This is a genomic window from Paraburkholderia metrosideri, from assembly GCF_904848625.1.
In the GTDB taxonomy this organism is placed as follows: domain Bacteria; phylum Pseudomonadota; class Gammaproteobacteria; order Burkholderiales; family Burkholderiaceae; genus Paraburkholderia; species Paraburkholderia metrosideri.
Map to the genome: position 1 here is coordinate 122955 of NZ_CAJHCP010000009.1, position 17096 is coordinate 140050.

Below are 17096 nucleotides of genomic sequence, written 5' to 3' on the forward strand. Positions count from 1 at the left end.
GAGAAACCACCTCTTTGGGGAGTCGATGAATTATGAAGGATATCTATTTAAAATTCGGAAATCCGGCGATCAAAGGCGAGTCCGCCGATAAAGATCACCAGGGTTGGGTCGAGATCGATTCATGGAGTCACTCGATTCTGCAACCGCGTTCGGCAACCGCTTCGACGGCGGGCGGCCATACGGCCGAGCGCTGCGAGCACGCCGATATGCGCTTCACAAAAGATATCGACGTCGTCAGCCCGTTGATGTATCAACACGCTTCGGGTGGCACGACCTTCGACGAGGTGACGATCGACTTCATGCGTTCGGACGGCGAAGGCAATCGCGTGAAATACCTTGAAGTGAAACTGAAGTACGTGATCATTTCGAGCATCACGCCGGCGGTTGTCGGCGAAGGATTGCCGACCGAAGAGTTCTCGCTGAAGTATGCCGCTGTCCAATGGAAGTACACGCAGCAGAAAATTGGCGGCAATCAGGGCGGCAATGCGCAAGGCGCATGGAGTCTCACGAAGAACGACAAGACGTATGCAGTTTGATGCACTTGGGGAATGCGCCGCTCGCGTGGCGCGTTCCGGCTTGACGTTGAAAGAATCCAGTAGCGTCTGATGAAACGATTCGAGCCGAGCTTTCTCGACAAGTTGTTCGACGACGAACCGCATCTGCCGGCTTCCCCGGCGATGCGGCAGTTGTCGCTGGATGAACTGAAAAGCACGGTGGCACGCGACGTCGAAGCGATCCTGAACACCCGGATTGCGTTGACCGAACATGAACTCGAAGCACTGCCCGAATGCCGTCAATCGGTGCTGACGTATGGATTGAACGACTTCGCCGGTTTGAGCCTGGCGAGTCACTACGATCGGACTTTTATCTGCAAGTCCATTCAGCAGGCCATTGCGCGGCATGAGCCGCGCCTCCAGCGCGTTTCGGTGACGCTCGAATTGAACGAACAGTCCACGAATGCGCTGTACTTTGCCATTCAGGCGTTGCTCGTCGTGCACCCGGCTGAAGAACCGGTGAGTTTCGACGCGATGCTGCAACCATCGACCTTGCAGTATTCGGTTACGCGCGCGCGGGCCAGACTTTGAGGGATGCGTGACGCAGCGGTTTGATTCGGCAGGAAGTGCTGGAAGTCCGGGGATAGAAAGATGGAAGAACTACTGCCGTTTTACGAGCGCGAGCTGGCCTTTCTGCGCCGCTACTCGCGTGATTTTGCCGAGCGTTATCCGAAGATCGCCGCGCGACTCGCGATCTCGGGCGAGCATTGTGAGGATCCCCACGTCGAGCGAATGATTGAATCGTTCGCGCTGCTGGGTGCACGCATCAACAAGAAGCTCGACGACGACTACCCTGAATTCACCGAAGCACTCCTCGAAGTGCTTTATCCGCATTATTTGCGGCCGTTTCCTTCATGTTCGATTGCGCAATTCGGTACTTCGGCGGCGATCAGCCAGTTGACCGAGGCAGCGGTCATAGAACGTGGCACGGAACTGAAAAGTCGGCCGGTCAATGGCGTGCAATGTCGCTTTCGAACCGCGTATGACGTGAAAGTTGCGCCCATCCGCATCTCCGAAGCGAAATTTTCGCCGGTTGCGATGGCGCCCGCGGCAACCGTTCTGCCGAACAATGCGGCGGCTGTCGTGTCGATTACGTTCGAGTCCACCGCACCGCAATTCGATCTCGGTGCGTTCAAACTCAATACGCTGCGCACGCATCTGCACGGAGAGCAATCGTTTATCGCCGCACTGCTCGATTGCCTGTTCATCAATCAGATGGCGGCCTACGTAGAAATGGACCGTAGCGGGCGATGGAAAACATTGCACACATCGCCAGTTGCGCAGGCAGGTTTCGACGAGGCTGATTCGCTGATCGACTATCCGGCCAAAGCGCACCCCGCGTACCGGCTCCTAACCGAGTATTTCGCGTTTCCCGAGAAATTCAATTTCGTGGACTTCGACCTTGGTGCGATGACGCGAGCGACGGGTCGTTGTCAACGTCTGACGTTGCACATCGTTCTGAAGGAGCTGCGTAGCGACTCGCATGTCGCGCGCCTGATGGAATCGCTAACGGCTGCGCATTTCCGGCTTTTCTGTACGCCGATCGTCAATCTGTTCAAGCAGCACGGCGAACCGATACGCGTTAGCCATCAGTCGATTTCGTATCCCGTGATTGCCGAGGCGCGGCGCGCGTTCGCGTACGAAGTGTATTCAATCGATTCGGTGCGTCTGGTCAAACAGACCGCGCAGAATGAAACGGTGATCGAATTTCGCCCGTTCTACTCGCTGCATCACGGCGAGCCGCAACGTGCCGGGCACTACTGGTTTGCACGGCGCGACGAATGGGTCGCACAAAAGAGTCCCGGCTACGAAACCGAAATCTCGATCGTCGATATCGATTTCGAGCCGGCCGCGCCGCAGACCGATACGCTCAGTCTCGATTTGACCTGTACCAATCGCGATCTGCCTGCCGCACTGGCGGTTGGACTTGAAGGCGGCGACCTGTTTCTCGAAGGCGGCTCGTTGACCGGCAGCATTTCGATGCTCCGCCGCCCGACGCCGAGTGTGCGCTTTGAGCGAGGCCGTTCTTCGCATTGGCGGCTGATCTCACACCTCGCGTTAAACCACGTTTCGCTCGCGAATAACGGCCTGTCGGCGCTCAAGGAAATGCTGGTGTTGTACGACTTGCGCCGCACGGCGGTGTCGTCGCGTCATATCGACGGCATTGCGGGCATCGAACAACGTGCTGCCGTGCAGTGGTTGCAAGGCAAACCATTTGCTACGTTTGTGCGCGGTATCGAAATCCGTCTGACGATCGACGAAGAGCATTTCGTCGGTACCAGCCTTGCGTCGTTCGTCCGGGTAATCGATACATTCTTTGGGCTGTATGTTCATCTGAACAGCTTTGTACAACTGGTCGTGCTGTCAAAACGCACCGGCGAGGAGATCCTTCGATGCAAGCCCCGCAGCGGCGAATCGATCCTGGTGTAGTCGAGCAGCTTCTCGATGAACCGCATCGCTTCCAGTTTTTTCAGGCGGTGCGAATTCTGGAGAAGTGGTTCGCGGACCAGGCACCCGATCGGGCCGGAAAGGTCCTGACGGAGCGAATCGGCTTTCGCAATTCGATTTCGATGTCGTTTCCGCCGAGTGAAATCGAGCGCACGACTTCATTCGGGCATGACGGCGCCGCCTTGAAGGACAAGACAGAACAGGTCGCGGCCATCGAAGACAGTCAGGTCGGGCGCGTGGATATCACGCCAGCGTTCTTTGGTTTGCTGGGTACGCAGGGCGCGTTGCCGATGCACTACACCGAGCAGATCATCGCGCGCGAGCAGATCAACCGCGATCGTGCTGCGCGCGAATTCTTCGACGTGTTTTCGAATCGCGCGACTGCGCTGTTCTACGCGGCGTGGAAGAAGTACCGTTTGCCGCTTCACTATGAACTTGATCGCGACGAACGCTACCTGCCGTTGTTGCTGGCGCTCGCAGGGGTCGTCAATGAGGACACCCGTGAGAGCCTGCAGCAAGGTAGCGGGGCGTTGTTCGACGAGGGCATTGCCGGGTACGCGATGGCCGCGCGTCATCGTCCGATGTCGGCGGCTTATCTGGAGCGCTCTCTGACTGAATATTTTCGCGTGCCAGTACGTGTCGAGCAATTTGTCGGCAAGTGGTACACCGTGCCGAAAGATCAGTTGACCGTGCTTGGCGGCGTCAATGCGACGCTGGGCGCAACCGCGCTCGCCGGTGAGCGTGTCTGGCAGCGCGATATGCGAGCGCGTCTCGTCATCGGACCGCTGGCGAAGAAAGACTATGAAGCGTTTCTGCCTGGCGCGGAACTGGCGGCGGCGCTTGAACGGATGCTGACCTTGCTGGCTGGCGTCACGCTTGAATATGAGGTGTCGCTGGTACTTCGTCGCGACGATGTGGGGCCGAGCCATTTAGGGGGCGGCGCGCGTCTGGGCTGGGATGCGTTCCTCTGCACGCATGATGCCGACCGCGATCGCGCAGACGCACGCTACGAACTGCACGTCATTCATTGACCACGACAAACAGCCGTCACAACAATCGCATCAACCGACCTGAACTGGACCGCCCGACATGAGCACGCCGCTAAAAACGCTGATCGCGAAATTGAATTCGACCTGCCGTCAGGCGACCGAACGCGCTGCAAGCACTTGCCTGTCGCGGGGTCATTACGAGGTCGATCTCGAACATCTGTTTTTGGCGATGTTCGAACAAACCGCTGGCGACGTGCCGCTGGTGCTGCGCGCGAGCGACATTGACGTGCATGCGCTGCGCGCGGATCTGGAGCGCGAATTGGCGCGGTTGAAGACCGGCAACACACGTACTCCGGTTTTCTCGGTGCATCTGATCGCGCTGTTTGAACAAGCGTGGCTGATTGCTTCACTGGATTCGCAGATCGGGCGCATCCGCACCGGCCATTTGCTGCTCGCGTTATTGAGCGCGCCAGATCTCGCGCAATTTGCGCAGCGTATGTCGCCGTTGTTTGCGAATGTGCGCGTAACGGATCTCAAACACCGTTTTGACGAGTTGACATCGGGTTCGGTAGAGACCGAGCGTTCAGCAGATTCTTCAAATGATCTCGCTCAGGAGGACATTGCCGATCCTGCACGCGTGACCGCGTCGAAAACACCGGCGCTGGATACGTACACGAGCAACCTGACGCAACGTGCCCGCGACGGCAAAATTGATCCGGTAATTGGCCGCGAAGGCGAGATTCGCCAGGCGATCGATGTCCTGATGCGTAGGCGGCAGAACAATCCGATCATGACCGGCGAGGCTGGCGTAGGGAAAACGGCCGTCGTCGAAGGACTCGCGTTACGGATTGCCGCCGATGATGTCCCCGCGCCATTGCGTGGCGTCGCATTGCATGTACTCGACATGGGCTTGCTGCAGGCAGGAGCGAGCGTGAAGGGCGAATTTGAAAACCGCCTGAAGAATGTGATTGACGAGGTGAAAAAAAGTCCGCATCCGGTGATCCTGTTTATCGACGAAGCACACACGATCATCGGCGCAGGCGGACAGGCGGGTCAGAACGATGCGGCCAATCTGCTGAAGCCCGCACTTGCGCGTGGCGAACTAAGAACGATTGCCGCGACGACCTGGAGTGAGTACAAAAAGTACTTCGAGAAGGACGCGGCGCTTGCGCGCCGTTTTCAGGTAGTCAAGATCGAAGAGCCGGGTGAAGCACTAGCAGCCGCGATGCTGCGCGGCATGTCGGGACTGATGGAACGGCATTTCAATGTGCGCGTGGTCGATAGCGCGATCACCGAAGCGGTACGGCTATCGCATCGGTACATCACGGGGCGGCAGTTGCCGGATAAGGCCATCAGTGTGCTGGACACCGCCTGTGCAAAAGTCGCGCTTGCGCATAGCTCGACACCCGCGCTCATCGACGACACGCGCAAGCGTATCGAGCGTATCGATGCGGAAATCGCCGCGCTGGAGCGCGAATCGGCGAGCGGTGCAGCGCATGACGAGCGTCTTGTTGAATTGCGCACTCAACGCGATGACGACCGCCAATCGTTGCGCACGGCAGAAGCGCGCTATGAAGAAGAACAGACACTCGTCAAAGAGATCGATGCATTGCATACGCAAATCGAAGAGATTCGTCGCAACGGCGATGCAGCGGCGCATGCAGGAGAACTTGGCAACGCGCGCGAAATTTTAACCACGCAACTCGAAAAGCTACGCGCATTACAAGGCGATCATCCGATGGTCCCGCTGCAGGTCGACGCACACGTCGTCGCGGAGATCGTTGCAGCGTGGACTGGCATTCCGCTCGGCCGGATGATCAAGGATGAAATCCAGACCGTGCTGAATCTTCAGCCGATGCTTGCCGCAAGAGTCATCGGCCAGGATCATGCACTCGAAGCGATCGCGCAGCGTGTCAGAACCGCCAGTGCGAATCTCGAAGACCCGGACAAGCCGCGCGGCGTGTTCATGTTCGTCGGACCTTCCGGTGTCGGCAAGACGGAGACAGCGCTGGCGCTGGCCGACATCCTGTATGGCGGCGAGCGGAAGATGATCACGATCAACATGAGCGAGTATCAGGAGGCGCATAGCGTGTCCGGCCTCAAAGGGTCGCCGCCCGGTTACGTCGGATACGGCGAAGGCGGCGTGCTGACCGAAGCCGTGCGGCGCAATCCGTATTCGGTGGTATTGCTGGACGAAGTCGAAAAGGCGCACCCCGATGTGCTGGAAATGTTCTTCCAGGTTTTCGATAAAGGCGCGATGGACGACGCCGAAGGTCGCACAATCGATTTTCGTAATACGCTGATCATCCTGACTTCGAATGTCGGCTCGACGGCGGTCATGCAGGCCTGTCTGAACAAGACAGCAGAAGAGCTGCCCGATGCCGATGCGCTCGCCGAAACCTTGCGGCCGCAGCTCTACAAGACGTTCAAACCCGCCTTCCTTGGGCGCATGAAAGTCATTCCGTACTATCCGATTTCCGACGACGTGCTGGCGGAAATCATCGAACTGAAACTCGAACGAATTCGTCGGCGGATCGAAGCGAATCACAAAGCCGTGTTCTCGTGGGACGAGTCGCTGATCGACGCGGTACTCGCGCGATGCACGGAAGTCGATTCGGGTGCACGCAATGTCGACCACATCCTGAATGGCACGTTGCTGCCGGAAGTGGCGCAGGAAGTGCTCGAACGGATCGCGGACGGCGTGCCGATTGCGAGCATTGCGGTGCGCGCCAATGATGCCGGCGAATTTGACTACACCCTGGCCTGATATGCCGATTGATCTCACTACACTGATTGCACCCGTCTCCGACGCATCGCCGTGCGGCGACGATATGCTGTTTTCGTCGGAGTTCGACGCGATCCAGCACGCGCGCCGTTTCGATGACCCGTCTCTGGACCAGGGCGAATGGGTCACGGAAATCAAGGAAGCAGACTGGAGCTTTGTCGTTGAACGCAGCGTGGCGCTGATCGCGACGCAAACGAAAGACCTGCGCCTTGCCGCGTGGCTGACCGAAGCGCTCGCGCTGGAAGAAGGCCTCAAAGGTCTGACGCAAGGGTATGCATTGCTGAGCGCTTTGTCGGAGCACTATTGGGAGCATTTGCATCCGCTGCCTGATGGCGACGATGCGGAATATCGTCTCGGCAACATTGCGTGGCTGGCGTCACGCACGGCCGAGTTATTACGCGCGGTGCCGCTAACGCAAACGTCGGGCATGGTGTATAGCGCGCTCGATTGGGAAGTCGCCACGCACGTCGCCCAAGCCGTCAAGCGGGATCCCGATCATGCCGACGATATTGCGCGCGGCAAGCCTTCCATCGATCAGATCGAAGCGGCGAAGCGTTCCACGCCGCCCGCGTTCTACACGGCGCTGCTTGCCGACTTGAAGGCATTCCAGGCGGCGATGAATGCGCTCGAACAGGAACTCGACCGGCGCGCGGCGGATTCCGCACCGAGCTTCCGGCAGACTAAATCGGCATACGAGTCGGTTTATCTGCTGGCCGAACGCTTCGCACGCGAAGTCGGTGCCGTTCCTGAAGCCGCGGCCAAACCTGCGCTGGCAGAGCGCGCAGACGGCGCAGCACACGTGGAACGGGCTGAGCCGGCCTTCAAAACCGAACCTCATCTCGAGCCAGCCGCCATGACGACGCTCCCACCGACTCACGCCGGCATTCGCAGCCGCTCGGACGCCATTGCGCAATTGCGCGCGGTGGCGAAGTTCCTGCGTCATACCGAACCGCACAGTCCCGCCGCGTATCTCGCGGACAAAGCCGCCGAGTGGGCCAATATGCCTTTGCATCAATGGCTCGCCACGGTCGTGAAGGACGATGGCTCGCTGTCGCATATTCGCGAGATATTGGGCGTGAAGCCCGACGAGAATAGTTGAGGCTTGATACCGGAGAAATGACAAACGGCCCTTAAAAAGGGCCGCTTTTGCAAATTCGAAAGACGCCGTGCGAGGACTTCAAGCGCCCGCGCGGAATTCAATCCGGCGATTTCGCGCGCGGCCGTCGTTCGTCTCGTTCGGTGCGATGGGCTGATCGGGTCCGACGCCGGTCGTTGTCAACTGCGTCGGCGCGATACCCTTGCTGACCAGATAGCCCTTCACCGCATCGGCTCGCGCCTGGCTCAGCGCGATGTTCGATTGACGATTCCCGGCGTTGTCGGTGTGACCGATGATCTCGACCGTCCTGGTCGTCATCTTCACGAGAACCGCCGCCATCTGATCCAGAATCGTGCGCCCTTGCGGCGTCAACGTGGCACTGCCCGTTTCGAATTCGATCGTGCGGTTGGCCAGCGTCTGATCGAGCAGGCCTTGTTCGGATGCGCTGACGCGCAGGCCGTTCTTGATCGTATAGGTCGGATTGAGCGCGTCCGCCATATTGCTGGCGAGTTGTTGACGTTGCGCTTCATTGCGCACTTCGCCCTTCACATCGACCTGCGTGCCGTCAATTTTCAGCTGGCCTTTACTAATCTGCTTCAGTTGCGGCCCGATCAGCTTTTCAACATTCGCACTCCAGTTCGGCGGGGTCGCGACGTCGCCCACTTCGATCTGATCAACTACGTTCGTTGCACCGTAGGTGTCGCGCAAACGCGTGAGCACCGCCGATTTCGTCGCCTCGTCAGGCACCTTGCCGCCGACCACGACCTGACCGGGCGATGCGTTCGCCGCAGGCGGCGTGGACGTGGCCGGCGCATTGCTGCCATAAGCTGCGGAAGAAGCCGTGTTGCCCTGAGCGGGCAGCGCCGTCGTATGAATCTGCACGCCGCTGTTGTCGACTGGCGTCACCCGTGCAGGACCGTCATCGGCCAGCGCGGGGCCGCTTGCGGATAGCGCGGCAACGAGCGCCACCGCAATGGCTAAGACGCGGCGCTTCATCTGCGCGCGAGTGGGGGCTTTCATCGTGTCAAACCCCTGTAAAAGCTTCGCGGAACGTGTCGATGCTGACGCGCAGCGACAATTGCGGTTGATCGAGGTAACTGACGAGCTTGCTGATGCCATGATCGTTCTGTGCGTGTTCGTCGATCCACTCGGGATCGTCGATATCGATGTTGTGCGCCGCATACGCCTGCGGATCGATGACGCTGTGCAGCGTTTTCGCCGACGCGCCGTTAAAGCCGATCACCAGACGCTCGCGCTCGGCGATTGTGCCGATAAAAATCGCCAGTTCGAAATCCGCTTGGGAGACGAATGGCGCGATCAGTTCGAGCCAGAACGCGGCGACCAGGCTGCGATAAAACGGATCGACCGGCAGCGGCAGCGTCAAACCGCGTTCGAGATGCGACGAGCCGCTGCTCATCACCGGCTTGAGCAGCGAGCCGAGCGCGAGCATCGCACCGCGCAGGCGCACCGGATGGCCGCTCGCGAGCAGCATCTGTTCGAGACCGGACAGCGTCTGATGCTCGACGAAATCATTGAACGTGCCATCGTGCGGATTACCGGGTCCGGCGACCTCGATGGGCACTTGGGTATCGCCGAGTGCCTGCAGCGCGCCAGACGGCTCCGTAGCGTTCTGCAACGGCGTCATTTGTGCCGAGATCCTGGACCAGAGCCGCGCGAACGCCAGCGGGCTGCGCGCGAGAAAAGCGAGCGGGCGGTCCACTTCGAGCGCGGTCGCGGCGAGAAACGGAAAGCGTCGCGACGACACATCATGGCTCACCACCATATGCCCGGCAATCGCGAGCTTGCTGCGCGAGCCGAGAAACGCGAAATGCAGTGGTTTGGCGGCTTCGTAGACGATCTTCCAGCGTGGATCTTCCGCCAGCAGTTCCATCGCCTGCGCGACCCAGCGGTCGAGCGTTTGCAGCAACTGCGGATTGTGCGCGCTTTTCACGAAGTCGCCGCGCGACGGGATTTTGCCGAAATAGGCGATCTGCGCCTGCACGGTCTGCGTCATTGCGCGCTCCCTGGGTTCGAGGTGGCCTGTGCGGCGGCGGAACCCGCTACCGTCGACGTCGCTGGCGCGGCGCCCGGCGCTGCGGGCAGGCCCACCGCCGTCGCGTTGACTGCGGCCCCTGCACTGACGTCGGCGACCGACGACGGCAGCGTCAGGCCACGCAGGCTTTGTTGTTGCGGTGCATCGCCGCTGCCCGAAGACGGCTGCGACGTGCTGATGATGCGCATGCTCATCGACACGCTGACGCTGCCCTGGGTCCACGTCAGATCGAACGTGCCGTCAGGCTGGCGCTTGCGTTGTGCCGAGTTGATCAGCTTTTCGAGGCCGTAGCGGCCCGGCTCGTTGACCAGTTGCAGCGTGCGGCCGTCGAACGTCGTCGCGGTCAGAACTGCGCCAGGCGAACCCGCCGGGTTCGGCCACACGAAGTTGGTCCATTGCGGCGGCGTGTTGCGATAACGCAGTTGCTGACCGTCGATCGCAATCGTGTACTCGGTCGTGCCTGTGCTCGGTTGCGGCAATAACTGGAACACGGTCTGCGGTTCGGTCGACCCTTGCGCGGCACCCGACGCACCGCCCGCAAGCGGTGCCACCCAACGCGCGAAACCTGACGTGAAGTCGGGCGTCAGCGCGAGACCCATGTCGCCCCACGTGCGCGGCGTCAGCGTATCGCCGCGACGCACAGCAAGCGGTCCGAGCGTGGTACCGACGAACTTCGCAACCGCACCGTCCGGTCCGAATACCTGCGCGATTTCAACGGCGCCGGCTTCGACCTTCGCATCGGATGCAAACGGATACTTGGCGGCGAGCGAGGTCTGGAACGGCTGATACACCTGCGCGTTCCACACCTTGTTGACCTCGACGCTGGCGGGCTGGATCACCACCGCATACGCCTGAATCAGCGGACGCACCAGCAGCGGACGCAGGGCTTTACGCTGCGAATCGCTGAGGCCGGTGAGCATCTGTTCGTCGACGAGCTTCAGTGAATCCGCGAGTTCCGAACCGCTGCCGTCGAGCGTCTGCTGCATCAGCTGACGCGCGCCCGGGCCCGGATCGCCCTGATTCTTCAGCACGTTAAAGCGGGTGCGCACCTTCGACAACGAATCCATATACGCGCGCAGCATCGACGTATTGTCGTGGGTCGTCACGATGCGTCCGAGGCCGGCGAATTCCTGGCCGATCGGACCCATCGGCAGTTCGACCGGATTGCCGTTGATGTCGATATTCGCGGTGACCTGAGCGGTCGGCGCGCGCGAGAACCACTGTTTGAACCAGCCTGTCACGCCACTTTGCGCCGCTTTCAACGTGACGTTCGCGAGCGACGGGTTATCCCACGAGGTCTGGTCGTACGCGGTTTCGAGTACTTTGCGGATCGGCGAGTCTTGCGGATCGCCGAGGCGGTTCATCGCGTCCACTGCCTGATTGAAGTTGCCGAAACTCTGCACGGCAATGCCTTGCATGAACTTTTGCCAGTGCTGCGCATATTCGGTTTTGTACATCGTGACGAGCGCTTTCTGGATCTGCTCCGGACTGCCTTCGAGCGTCAGGTCGTCATGGGCAGAGGTGTTCAGCACCCAATCCTTCGCCTGCAATTCCTTGGTCGCGGCATCGCGGATAGCCGGCTGCACGTACTGGAACCACGCTTCACGCGTGAAGGTGCCCGGAATCGCGTAGCTGCCTGCGATCAGGCTCGAATTGCTGTCGCCGACAATGCGGTTGATCGTCATCGGCGCAAAGCGGGTCGAGGCACGTGCCTTGATTTCTTCGTAGACCCGCTGACGGGCCGGCATGCCACGCACGACATGCCGCAGGTTTTCACGCGTCTGATCGACCAGGGCGAGGTTTTCGTCGACCATCGGCCAGTCGTCGTCCGACACGCGCGACAGGTAGAACGTAATCATCCGTTCGGCGCTGCGAATCATTTCGTCGCGAGGCATCTTGCCGCGATTCGTTTCGAGCCAGCCGCGCCAGAAGCGCGCAATCTGATCGGTCAGATGCGCGGTTTCCACGTGACGCTTGTCCGATAGCATCAGGTAGGTTTTCAGCGCGTTATACGCGTCTTCGACGTTCGCCGGCGATGCATCGCTATACAAGCCGCCCTGACTGTTTGACGACATCGCCGAGTGCGCCGACACCGGGATCGCGCCGGAGTCCGGCGTGTGCGTCATTGGCGATAGCTGCTCGGGGTGGGCGTTGACGTCCTTCAGGAACGATTGCAGATTGTCCGCGACCGGCGCGAGCATGATCTGCCGCACACCGTTGTAGTACTCGGTTAGCAGATGCTCTTCGAGACGGTCGCCCTGATACAGACCGAGCGACACCGCCAGCGGTTTGTCGCGGCGGAACTGTTCGAGCTGATCGATGCGGTCTTCGAGAATGTCCATGGCCTGCAAACGCGATTGCAGGTCGTTACGGTTCTGCTGCAGACGCACCACATTGTCGAGGTCGGCCTGCACGTTCGCCACCAACTGCTGGTTGCCGATCGTCGACCAGGTCCAGCCGCCTAGCGCCAGCGCAAGCACGGTAACGAAGCCGAAGAAGGTGGCGTAACGCATGCGCGTTTTCGCTGGACTTGCGAATTGCCTGACTGTCTGACGGTCCGCGAAAATAACTTTCGAAAACAGGTCGCGCAGGAAGAAACCGTTCTTTGTCACCGCCCCGACCGCCTTCGGCACGTTGTCCGCATTCAGGCCGAAGCGCGATGCGATACGCTGCGTCGCCGCGCTATTCGTTTCGCCTTCCTGCAATGCGCTAGTGAAATAGAAGCCGCGAAAAATGGGTTTGTACTGGAATGGATTCGCTTCGAACAGCGTGGCGAGAAACGAGCGCAACGCAGGCTTGATCGTCGAGAATTCAAGCGGAAAACTGAGCTGCCCCGGCGCAAGGCGATGGCCGCGATTGATCGACATCTGCGCGACGCTGATCTCCTTCAGGCCGTCGTACAGTTCTTCGAAATGCTCGTCGAACTGCGCGACGACATCGCGCTTTTCATCGGGCGAGTAGGGCAGGGTGGCGCCCCACACGCGGTCGTATTCGGCGCGGTCGTTGTCGCTGAAGAATTCGGCGAAACCAGTAATCAGATCGGTCTTGGTGAACATCACGTAGACCGGCGCGAATACTTCGAGCTTTTCAGTGAGTTCCTGCACCCGTTGACGCAGGTTCTTCGCGAGATTGATCGCGAATTCCGGGCGATTGCCGGTCAACTCCGCGATGCTGGCCGTCACGATGATGCCGTTGATCGGCGCTTTCGGACGATAACGTTTGAGCAGACCGAGAAAGCCCAGCCATTCGGTGCGGTCCTCTTCATGCACCGCGTAGCGGCCGGCGGTGTCCAGCAGGATGCCTTCAGTCGTGAAGAACCAGTCGCAATTGCGCGTGCCGCCAATGCCGTGAATCACCGCGTCGTTCTTTTCCGCGAAGGGGAATTGCAGCCCCGAATTCAGCACGGCGCTGCTTTTGCCCGCAGCCGGATTGCCGATCACGATGTACCAGGGCAACTCATACAGCGCGGAGCCGCCCGACACCTGGCCGATTTTCGAAGTCTTGATCGTCTTGACCGCATCGGCGAGGCGCGTGCGCAGCGTGTCGAGTTCGGCTGGTTTGACGGGCGCGGACACCTTGCCGGTTTCGGCCTGCTGTTCGAGCATCTCGCCGAGCTTGCGATTGCCGCGCCGCGCACGCAGCTTGCGCACGAGCCATACCAGCAGCCACAGCACGATCACCGCGCCGAGTACGACGGCGGGCCAGATTGGATCGATCTGCAGCGCGTCGGCGCCGATGAACAGAGCCGCCGCGAGCGCGAGCAGACCGACGATCGATAGCGTGCGCGGATGGGTCAACACGTTGAGAATGCGTTGCATAAGCCGTTCAGGTCTTGGAGTTATTCGTGACGTGCGGTTCGACGACGGGTAATGCGTATTCGAGCGCTACAGGTGCATCGTATTGAGCCGGTCTGGTCAGCGACCGCGCCCGAGTACGAAGCCGGGTTTGTGATATTCGACGTGGCCGAGATCCATCATTTTCCAGCGGCCCCCCCAGACCAGTCCGACCTGTTCGGCGACCATGCCGTACAACTGATAGCCCCGCATGGCCCAAGGATCTTTTTCGCTGATGACTAGCTTGCCGTCGCGCAGAAACGCGTTGTCGGAAGCAAGGCCGTATTGGTGATAGCTCTGGAACGCCGCCGCATTGGTGACGTTGCCCCCCATTTGCGCGAGCCGGTTTTGCCGATCCGGACTCCGGTACCCCTCAAGCAACGCCATTTCATAACCGTATTGCTCACGCATGATCTTGTAGACGAGCAGCAAACGCGTTCTGAAGTCGGGATCGAGCAGGTTCCAATCGCGGCTTGCGTCTTTTAGTGCTGGCCGGATTTGCTCGACTTCCTGAGTGGCGAATACCTCAGGCGGAAGCGGCGGCGGCGGAACCAGCTGTTCGCCATTCAATAATGCTGAAATCTTCTCGTCAGGAATGCGTACGTCATCATCGTACTGAAATAAAAGCCGACTACGAAACGCAATAGCCACTAATGGCGGCGCCGCAAGAATACCTGCGGCAGTAAAAATCAGCAAGCGACGACGCGCCAGTAAATTTTTCGTATTGACTAATACCGACTGAGAAGTTCTTGCCGATTGAGAAATATTGTCGAAAATGCGAGTACTGCCATTTGAAGCAATTTGCATAAGCCGGTTATGCAAAGTGGATAGAGCGCCAAAAAATATGGCACGTGCCGCGGGTAACAGCAGCAATGCGGCAATGGCAACCGCAATTGCGAAATAAGCGGTAAGTGCGGCGGCAATCAATGCGGAACCCCGTTGAGTGGAAGCAATTGTATTTTGTGATGCTTGAACATAGAATCAGGCCTGCCCCAGTTGGGCAGGCATCTATTATTGCGGCGAAATAAACCAGGATTCAACGAGATACTGAATGAGCGCGCCGGACAAATCAAATTCTAAAGCTCCGCCGAGTCTGCTTTCAAATGCAGGCAATGGCACCGATGCGAATGGCTCGCGCATTCTGGCCAATCTGGAAGGGCGGGTCGAGCCGCAGGCCGATGCGCCGCGCGGTTCCAGAGCGCCGCTGATCCTCGTCGCCTTGCTGGTGTTATGCGTGGGCTCGTGGGGAGCGTGGCGGGTGCAGCGTCATGTGGCGGCCAAGCCCGCCGAGGCTGTTGCCAGCGGAAACGTGGTGGTGAAAGCGCCGGCCGCAACGGCTGCGAGCGCAGCGGCATCCACCACGCTCGCCGCCGCATCGCAGGCGTCGGCGCCGCAGGCGGCAACGATCATTTCCGACGATTCCGCCGATAAAGACGGCGCGTCGACTCCGGCAGTCGCTGACGACAACCGGCTGTCGCGTGCGCTTGCCGATGGCGCCGATGATGCAAATCACGCTTCTTCCGCGAAGCCGGTGGCCGTTGCCGGCGCTGCCGACGCGGAGAACGGGGACCACAAGTCGAAGAAGTCCACCGTGGCCGGAAGTGCAAGTTCAGGCAAGAGCCACCATGAATCCGTGCCGGTGCACGAAAAGCATGAGCTGGCGAAATCCAGCGCGCATCCGGCGAATACCAAGGCACTTGCACAGTCGAAAAAGCAGGAACCCGGCACCCGCAAGCGCGAAGATGCCGACGCCGATCTGCTGGCGGCTTTGGTGGCACGCACTGAACCCTACGATCCTAAATCGCCGGTTGGCGCGAGGACATCGAAAGTCAGTGCGTCGACTCGTCCTGCGGATTCGCATCTTGCAGAACAGGTGGCCGCTTGTGGAAAGAATGGCTTTTTCGAAGAGCAATTATGCCGCTGGCGTATTTGCGACGGGCATTGGGGTAAAGATCCATCATGTCCGCAAGCGGATTCGCGGCGTCCGTAACCCGTTTAAAACGATTGGCTTCCCGTCGCGCCGCATAATTCGTTCAAACTGCCTGGCCTGATCGATCCGCGTTTAATGATCGGCGGCCCAATGCGCGATTCTTTTTTCGTGTAATTCTTTTCCACCCGATTGCGGACGCCCAACTCCACCGACGACACCGTATTAAACACGCCTGCTCCAGCAGGCAGTGTAAATTGTCCCGGATATCAGAATTGAAGATCGCGTTTTCGCGGCATGCCGGCGATTTGAAACTTCCCTTTTAAACGAAAGCAATCGCTGATTGGATAGCCCGGAATTTGCAGGCCGAAAACCGCCCGTTTTACTCCGGTCCGGATAGTCCTGAGTAAGTCTCCCGGCATACCGCGCGTAATGCGTCGATAAACAGCGTTTGCACGTCTGAGCGCCGCCCTCGAGAGCGGGTGAATACGGCAATCGGCGGTAATGTCCATTGAAACGAATAAGGCACGATCGCCACGCCTGCAATTCGCACCAGTTCTTCCGCGATATCGGCGGGGACAATCGACACGGCATTCTCACTGGAAGCAATCAGTTCGCCAATGAGCTTCGACGAATAACTTTCCACGATCGCAATGGGAGGGACCGTGCCCGCCGCCAGAAACAGATCGGAAACCTGCTCTCGCATGGGCGTGTGCGGCGCGCCGAGAATCCAGTCGAGTTCCTGCAGTTTGTTCCAGTCGAGTTTCACGCGCGAGAGACGAGCGGCCAGCCGCCGGTTGGCAATCAGCCGTGGTTGTTGGCGGTACAGCACTTCGAAGCCGATCTGCGACAGATCGATCGCGGCCGACGCTCTGCCAATGACCAGATCGACGGTATGGTCGTTAAGCTGGGACAGCAACTGGTCGCTGGTGCCTTCGTGAATCGTGACAGTCAGGCGGCGCTCCATGCCGGCCTTCAGGCGCTTTAACGTTGCCGACAGCATCTGCCCGGAGATAAACGGCACCACGCCGATATGCGTGTGCGCCGCGTGGCCGGTCGCGACGGCCTCCATGTCGCGCGCGAGATGGTCGAGATCGTGGAGCATGGCCTGCGCGCGTTCGAGAACGACCGCGCCTAACGCGGTGGGCAGCATGCCACGTGGCGAACGCTCGAATAACGGTGTGCCGAACATGCTTTCCAGTTCGGCCAGCGCATTGGTCACGGCCGGCTGACTGCTGGCCATATGCTCCGCGACGCGCGTGAGCGAGCCGTGCTGCTGGATATGCAGCAACAGCACAAGATGCCGAATCTTCAGACGCGTGCTGAGTCGCCTGACCATGTCGTTCGATTCGAGGGTCATGGGTTTGCCAGCGGGGCCATTAGAAAAAAGTGATGGGTCGATATTAAAACA

Annotated in this window: 12 protein-coding genes; 7 read left to right on the forward strand and 5 right to left on the reverse strand. The window is 59.7% G+C overall.

The window, feature by feature from the left end; all coding sequences use genetic code 11:
* The first annotated feature begins 32 nt into the window (after positions 1-32).
* The 6 genes from LMG28727_RS21075 (at position 33) to tssA (ending at position 7875) form a co-directional block, all read left to right on the forward strand.
* Positions 33-536 (forward strand): Hcp family type VI secretion system effector, encoded by a 504-nt coding sequence (locus tag LMG28727_RS21075; protein WP_074771760.1) that lies wholly within the window; start codon positions 33-35, stop codon positions 534-536.
* A 69-nt stretch (positions 537-605) separates the two neighbouring features.
* Positions 606-1085 carry a type VI secretion system baseplate subunit TssE gene (gene tssE, locus LMG28727_RS21080; RefSeq protein ID WP_201644247.1) on the forward strand — a complete coding sequence of 160 codons (480 nt, stop codon included), beginning with the start codon at positions 606-608 and terminating at the stop codon, positions 1083-1085.
* A 60-nt stretch (positions 1086-1145) separates the two neighbouring features.
* A complete protein-coding gene (tssF, locus tag LMG28727_RS21085; RefSeq protein WP_201644248.1) occupies positions 1146-2984 on the forward strand; it encodes a type VI secretion system baseplate subunit TssF in 1839 nt (612 codons plus the stop codon).
* Entirely contained in the window at positions 2948-4033 is a 1086-nt protein-coding gene (gene tssG / locus LMG28727_RS21090) for a type VI secretion system baseplate subunit TssG (protein ID WP_201644249.1), read from the forward strand. The genes tssF and tssG overlap by 37 nt, the downstream gene beginning before the upstream one ends.
* 58 nt (positions 4034-4091) lie before the next feature.
* Entirely contained in the window at positions 4092-6758 is a 2667-nt protein-coding gene (gene tssH, locus LMG28727_RS21095; protein ID WP_201644250.1) for a type VI secretion system ATPase TssH, read from the forward strand.
* A gap of 1 nt (position 6759) precedes the next feature.
* Positions 6760-7875 (forward strand): type VI secretion system protein TssA, encoded by a 1116-nt coding sequence (tssA, locus tag LMG28727_RS21100; protein ID WP_201644251.1) that lies wholly within the window; start codon positions 6760-6762, stop codon positions 7873-7875.
* 78 nt (positions 7876-7953) lie between these two features.
* Here the strand turns inward: tssA and LMG28727_RS21105 are convergent, their stop codons facing one another.
* The 4 genes from LMG28727_RS21105 to LMG28727_RS21120 all read right to left on the reverse strand — a co-directional run bounded on the left by LMG28727_RS21105 (position 7954) and on the right by LMG28727_RS21120 (position 14685).
* Entirely contained in the window at positions 7954-8892 is a 939-nt protein-coding gene (locus LMG28727_RS21105) for an OmpA family protein (RefSeq protein ID WP_201644252.1), read from the reverse strand.
* Between the two features lie 4 nt (positions 8893-8896).
* Positions 8897-9886, reverse strand: a complete 990-nt coding sequence (gene tagF, locus LMG28727_RS21110; protein WP_201644253.1) for a type VI secretion system-associated protein TagF — start codon at positions 9884-9886, stop codon at positions 8897-8899.
* Positions 9883-13743 carry a type VI secretion system membrane subunit TssM gene (tssM, locus tag LMG28727_RS21115; protein ID WP_201644254.1) on the reverse strand — a complete coding sequence of 1287 codons (3861 nt, stop codon included), beginning with the start codon at positions 13741-13743 and terminating at the stop codon, positions 9883-9885. The genes tagF and tssM overlap by 4 nt, the downstream gene beginning before the upstream one ends.
* A 96-nt stretch (positions 13744-13839) precedes the next feature.
* Positions 13840-14685: a M15 family metallopeptidase gene (locus LMG28727_RS21120; RefSeq protein WP_201644255.1), complete on the reverse strand. Its 846-nt coding sequence runs from the start codon at positions 14683-14685 to the stop codon at positions 13840-13842.
* A gap of 124 nt (positions 14686-14809) precedes the next feature.
* Between LMG28727_RS21120 and LMG28727_RS21125 the strand changes: the two genes are divergently transcribed.
* Complete coding sequence (locus tag LMG28727_RS21125; protein ID WP_201644256.1) at positions 14810-15748, forward strand: hypothetical protein; 939 nt, start codon at positions 14810-14812, stop codon at positions 15746-15748.
* A 319-nt stretch (positions 15749-16067) separates the two neighbouring features.
* Here LMG28727_RS21125 and LMG28727_RS21130 read toward each other — a convergent pair whose 3' ends face one another.
* Positions 16068-17045 carry a LysR substrate-binding domain-containing protein gene (locus LMG28727_RS21130; protein WP_201644257.1) on the reverse strand — a complete coding sequence of 326 codons (978 nt, stop codon included), beginning with the start codon at positions 17043-17045 and terminating at the stop codon, positions 16068-16070.
* Between the last annotated feature and the right edge of the window lie 51 nt (positions 17046-17096).

Excerpts from the sequence above, each read along its gene's own strand:
- LMG28727_RS21075 (WP_074771760.1), top strand. The coding sequence starts at position 33 with ATGAAGGATATCTATTTAAAATTCGGAAATCCGGCGATCAAAGGCGAG.
- tssA (WP_201644251.1), top strand. The coding sequence starts at position 6,760 with ATGCCGATTGATCTCACTACACTGATTGCACCCGTCTCCGACGCATCG.
- LMG28727_RS21130 (WP_201644257.1), bottom strand. The coding sequence starts at position 17,045 with ATGACCCTCGAATCGAACGACATGGTCAGGCGACTCAGCACGCGTCTG.
- tssF (WP_201644248.1), top strand. The coding sequence starts at position 1,146 with ATGGAAGAACTACTGCCGTTTTACGAGCGCGAGCTGGCCTTTCTGCGC.
- tssG (WP_201644249.1), top strand. The coding sequence starts at position 2,948 with ATGCAAGCCCCGCAGCGGCGAATCGATCCTGGTGTAGTCGAGCAGCTT.
- tagF (WP_201644253.1), bottom strand. The coding sequence starts at position 9,886 with ATGACGCAGACCGTGCAGGCGCAGATCGCCTATTTCGGCAAAATCCCG.
- LMG28727_RS21105 (WP_201644252.1), bottom strand. The coding sequence starts at position 8,892 with ATGAAAGCCCCCACTCGCGCGCAGATGAAGCGCCGCGTCTTAGCCATT.
- LMG28727_RS21125 (WP_201644256.1), top strand. The coding sequence starts at position 14,810 with ATGAGCGCGCCGGACAAATCAAATTCTAAAGCTCCGCCGAGTCTGCTT.
- tssM (WP_201644254.1), bottom strand. The coding sequence starts at position 13,743 with ATGCAACGCATTCTCAACGTGTTGACCCATCCGCGCACGCTATCGATC.
- tssH (WP_201644250.1), top strand. The coding sequence starts at position 4,092 with ATGAGCACGCCGCTAAAAACGCTGATCGCGAAATTGAATTCGACCTGC.
- tssE (WP_201644247.1), top strand. The coding sequence starts at position 606 with ATGAAACGATTCGAGCCGAGCTTTCTCGACAAGTTGTTCGACGACGAA.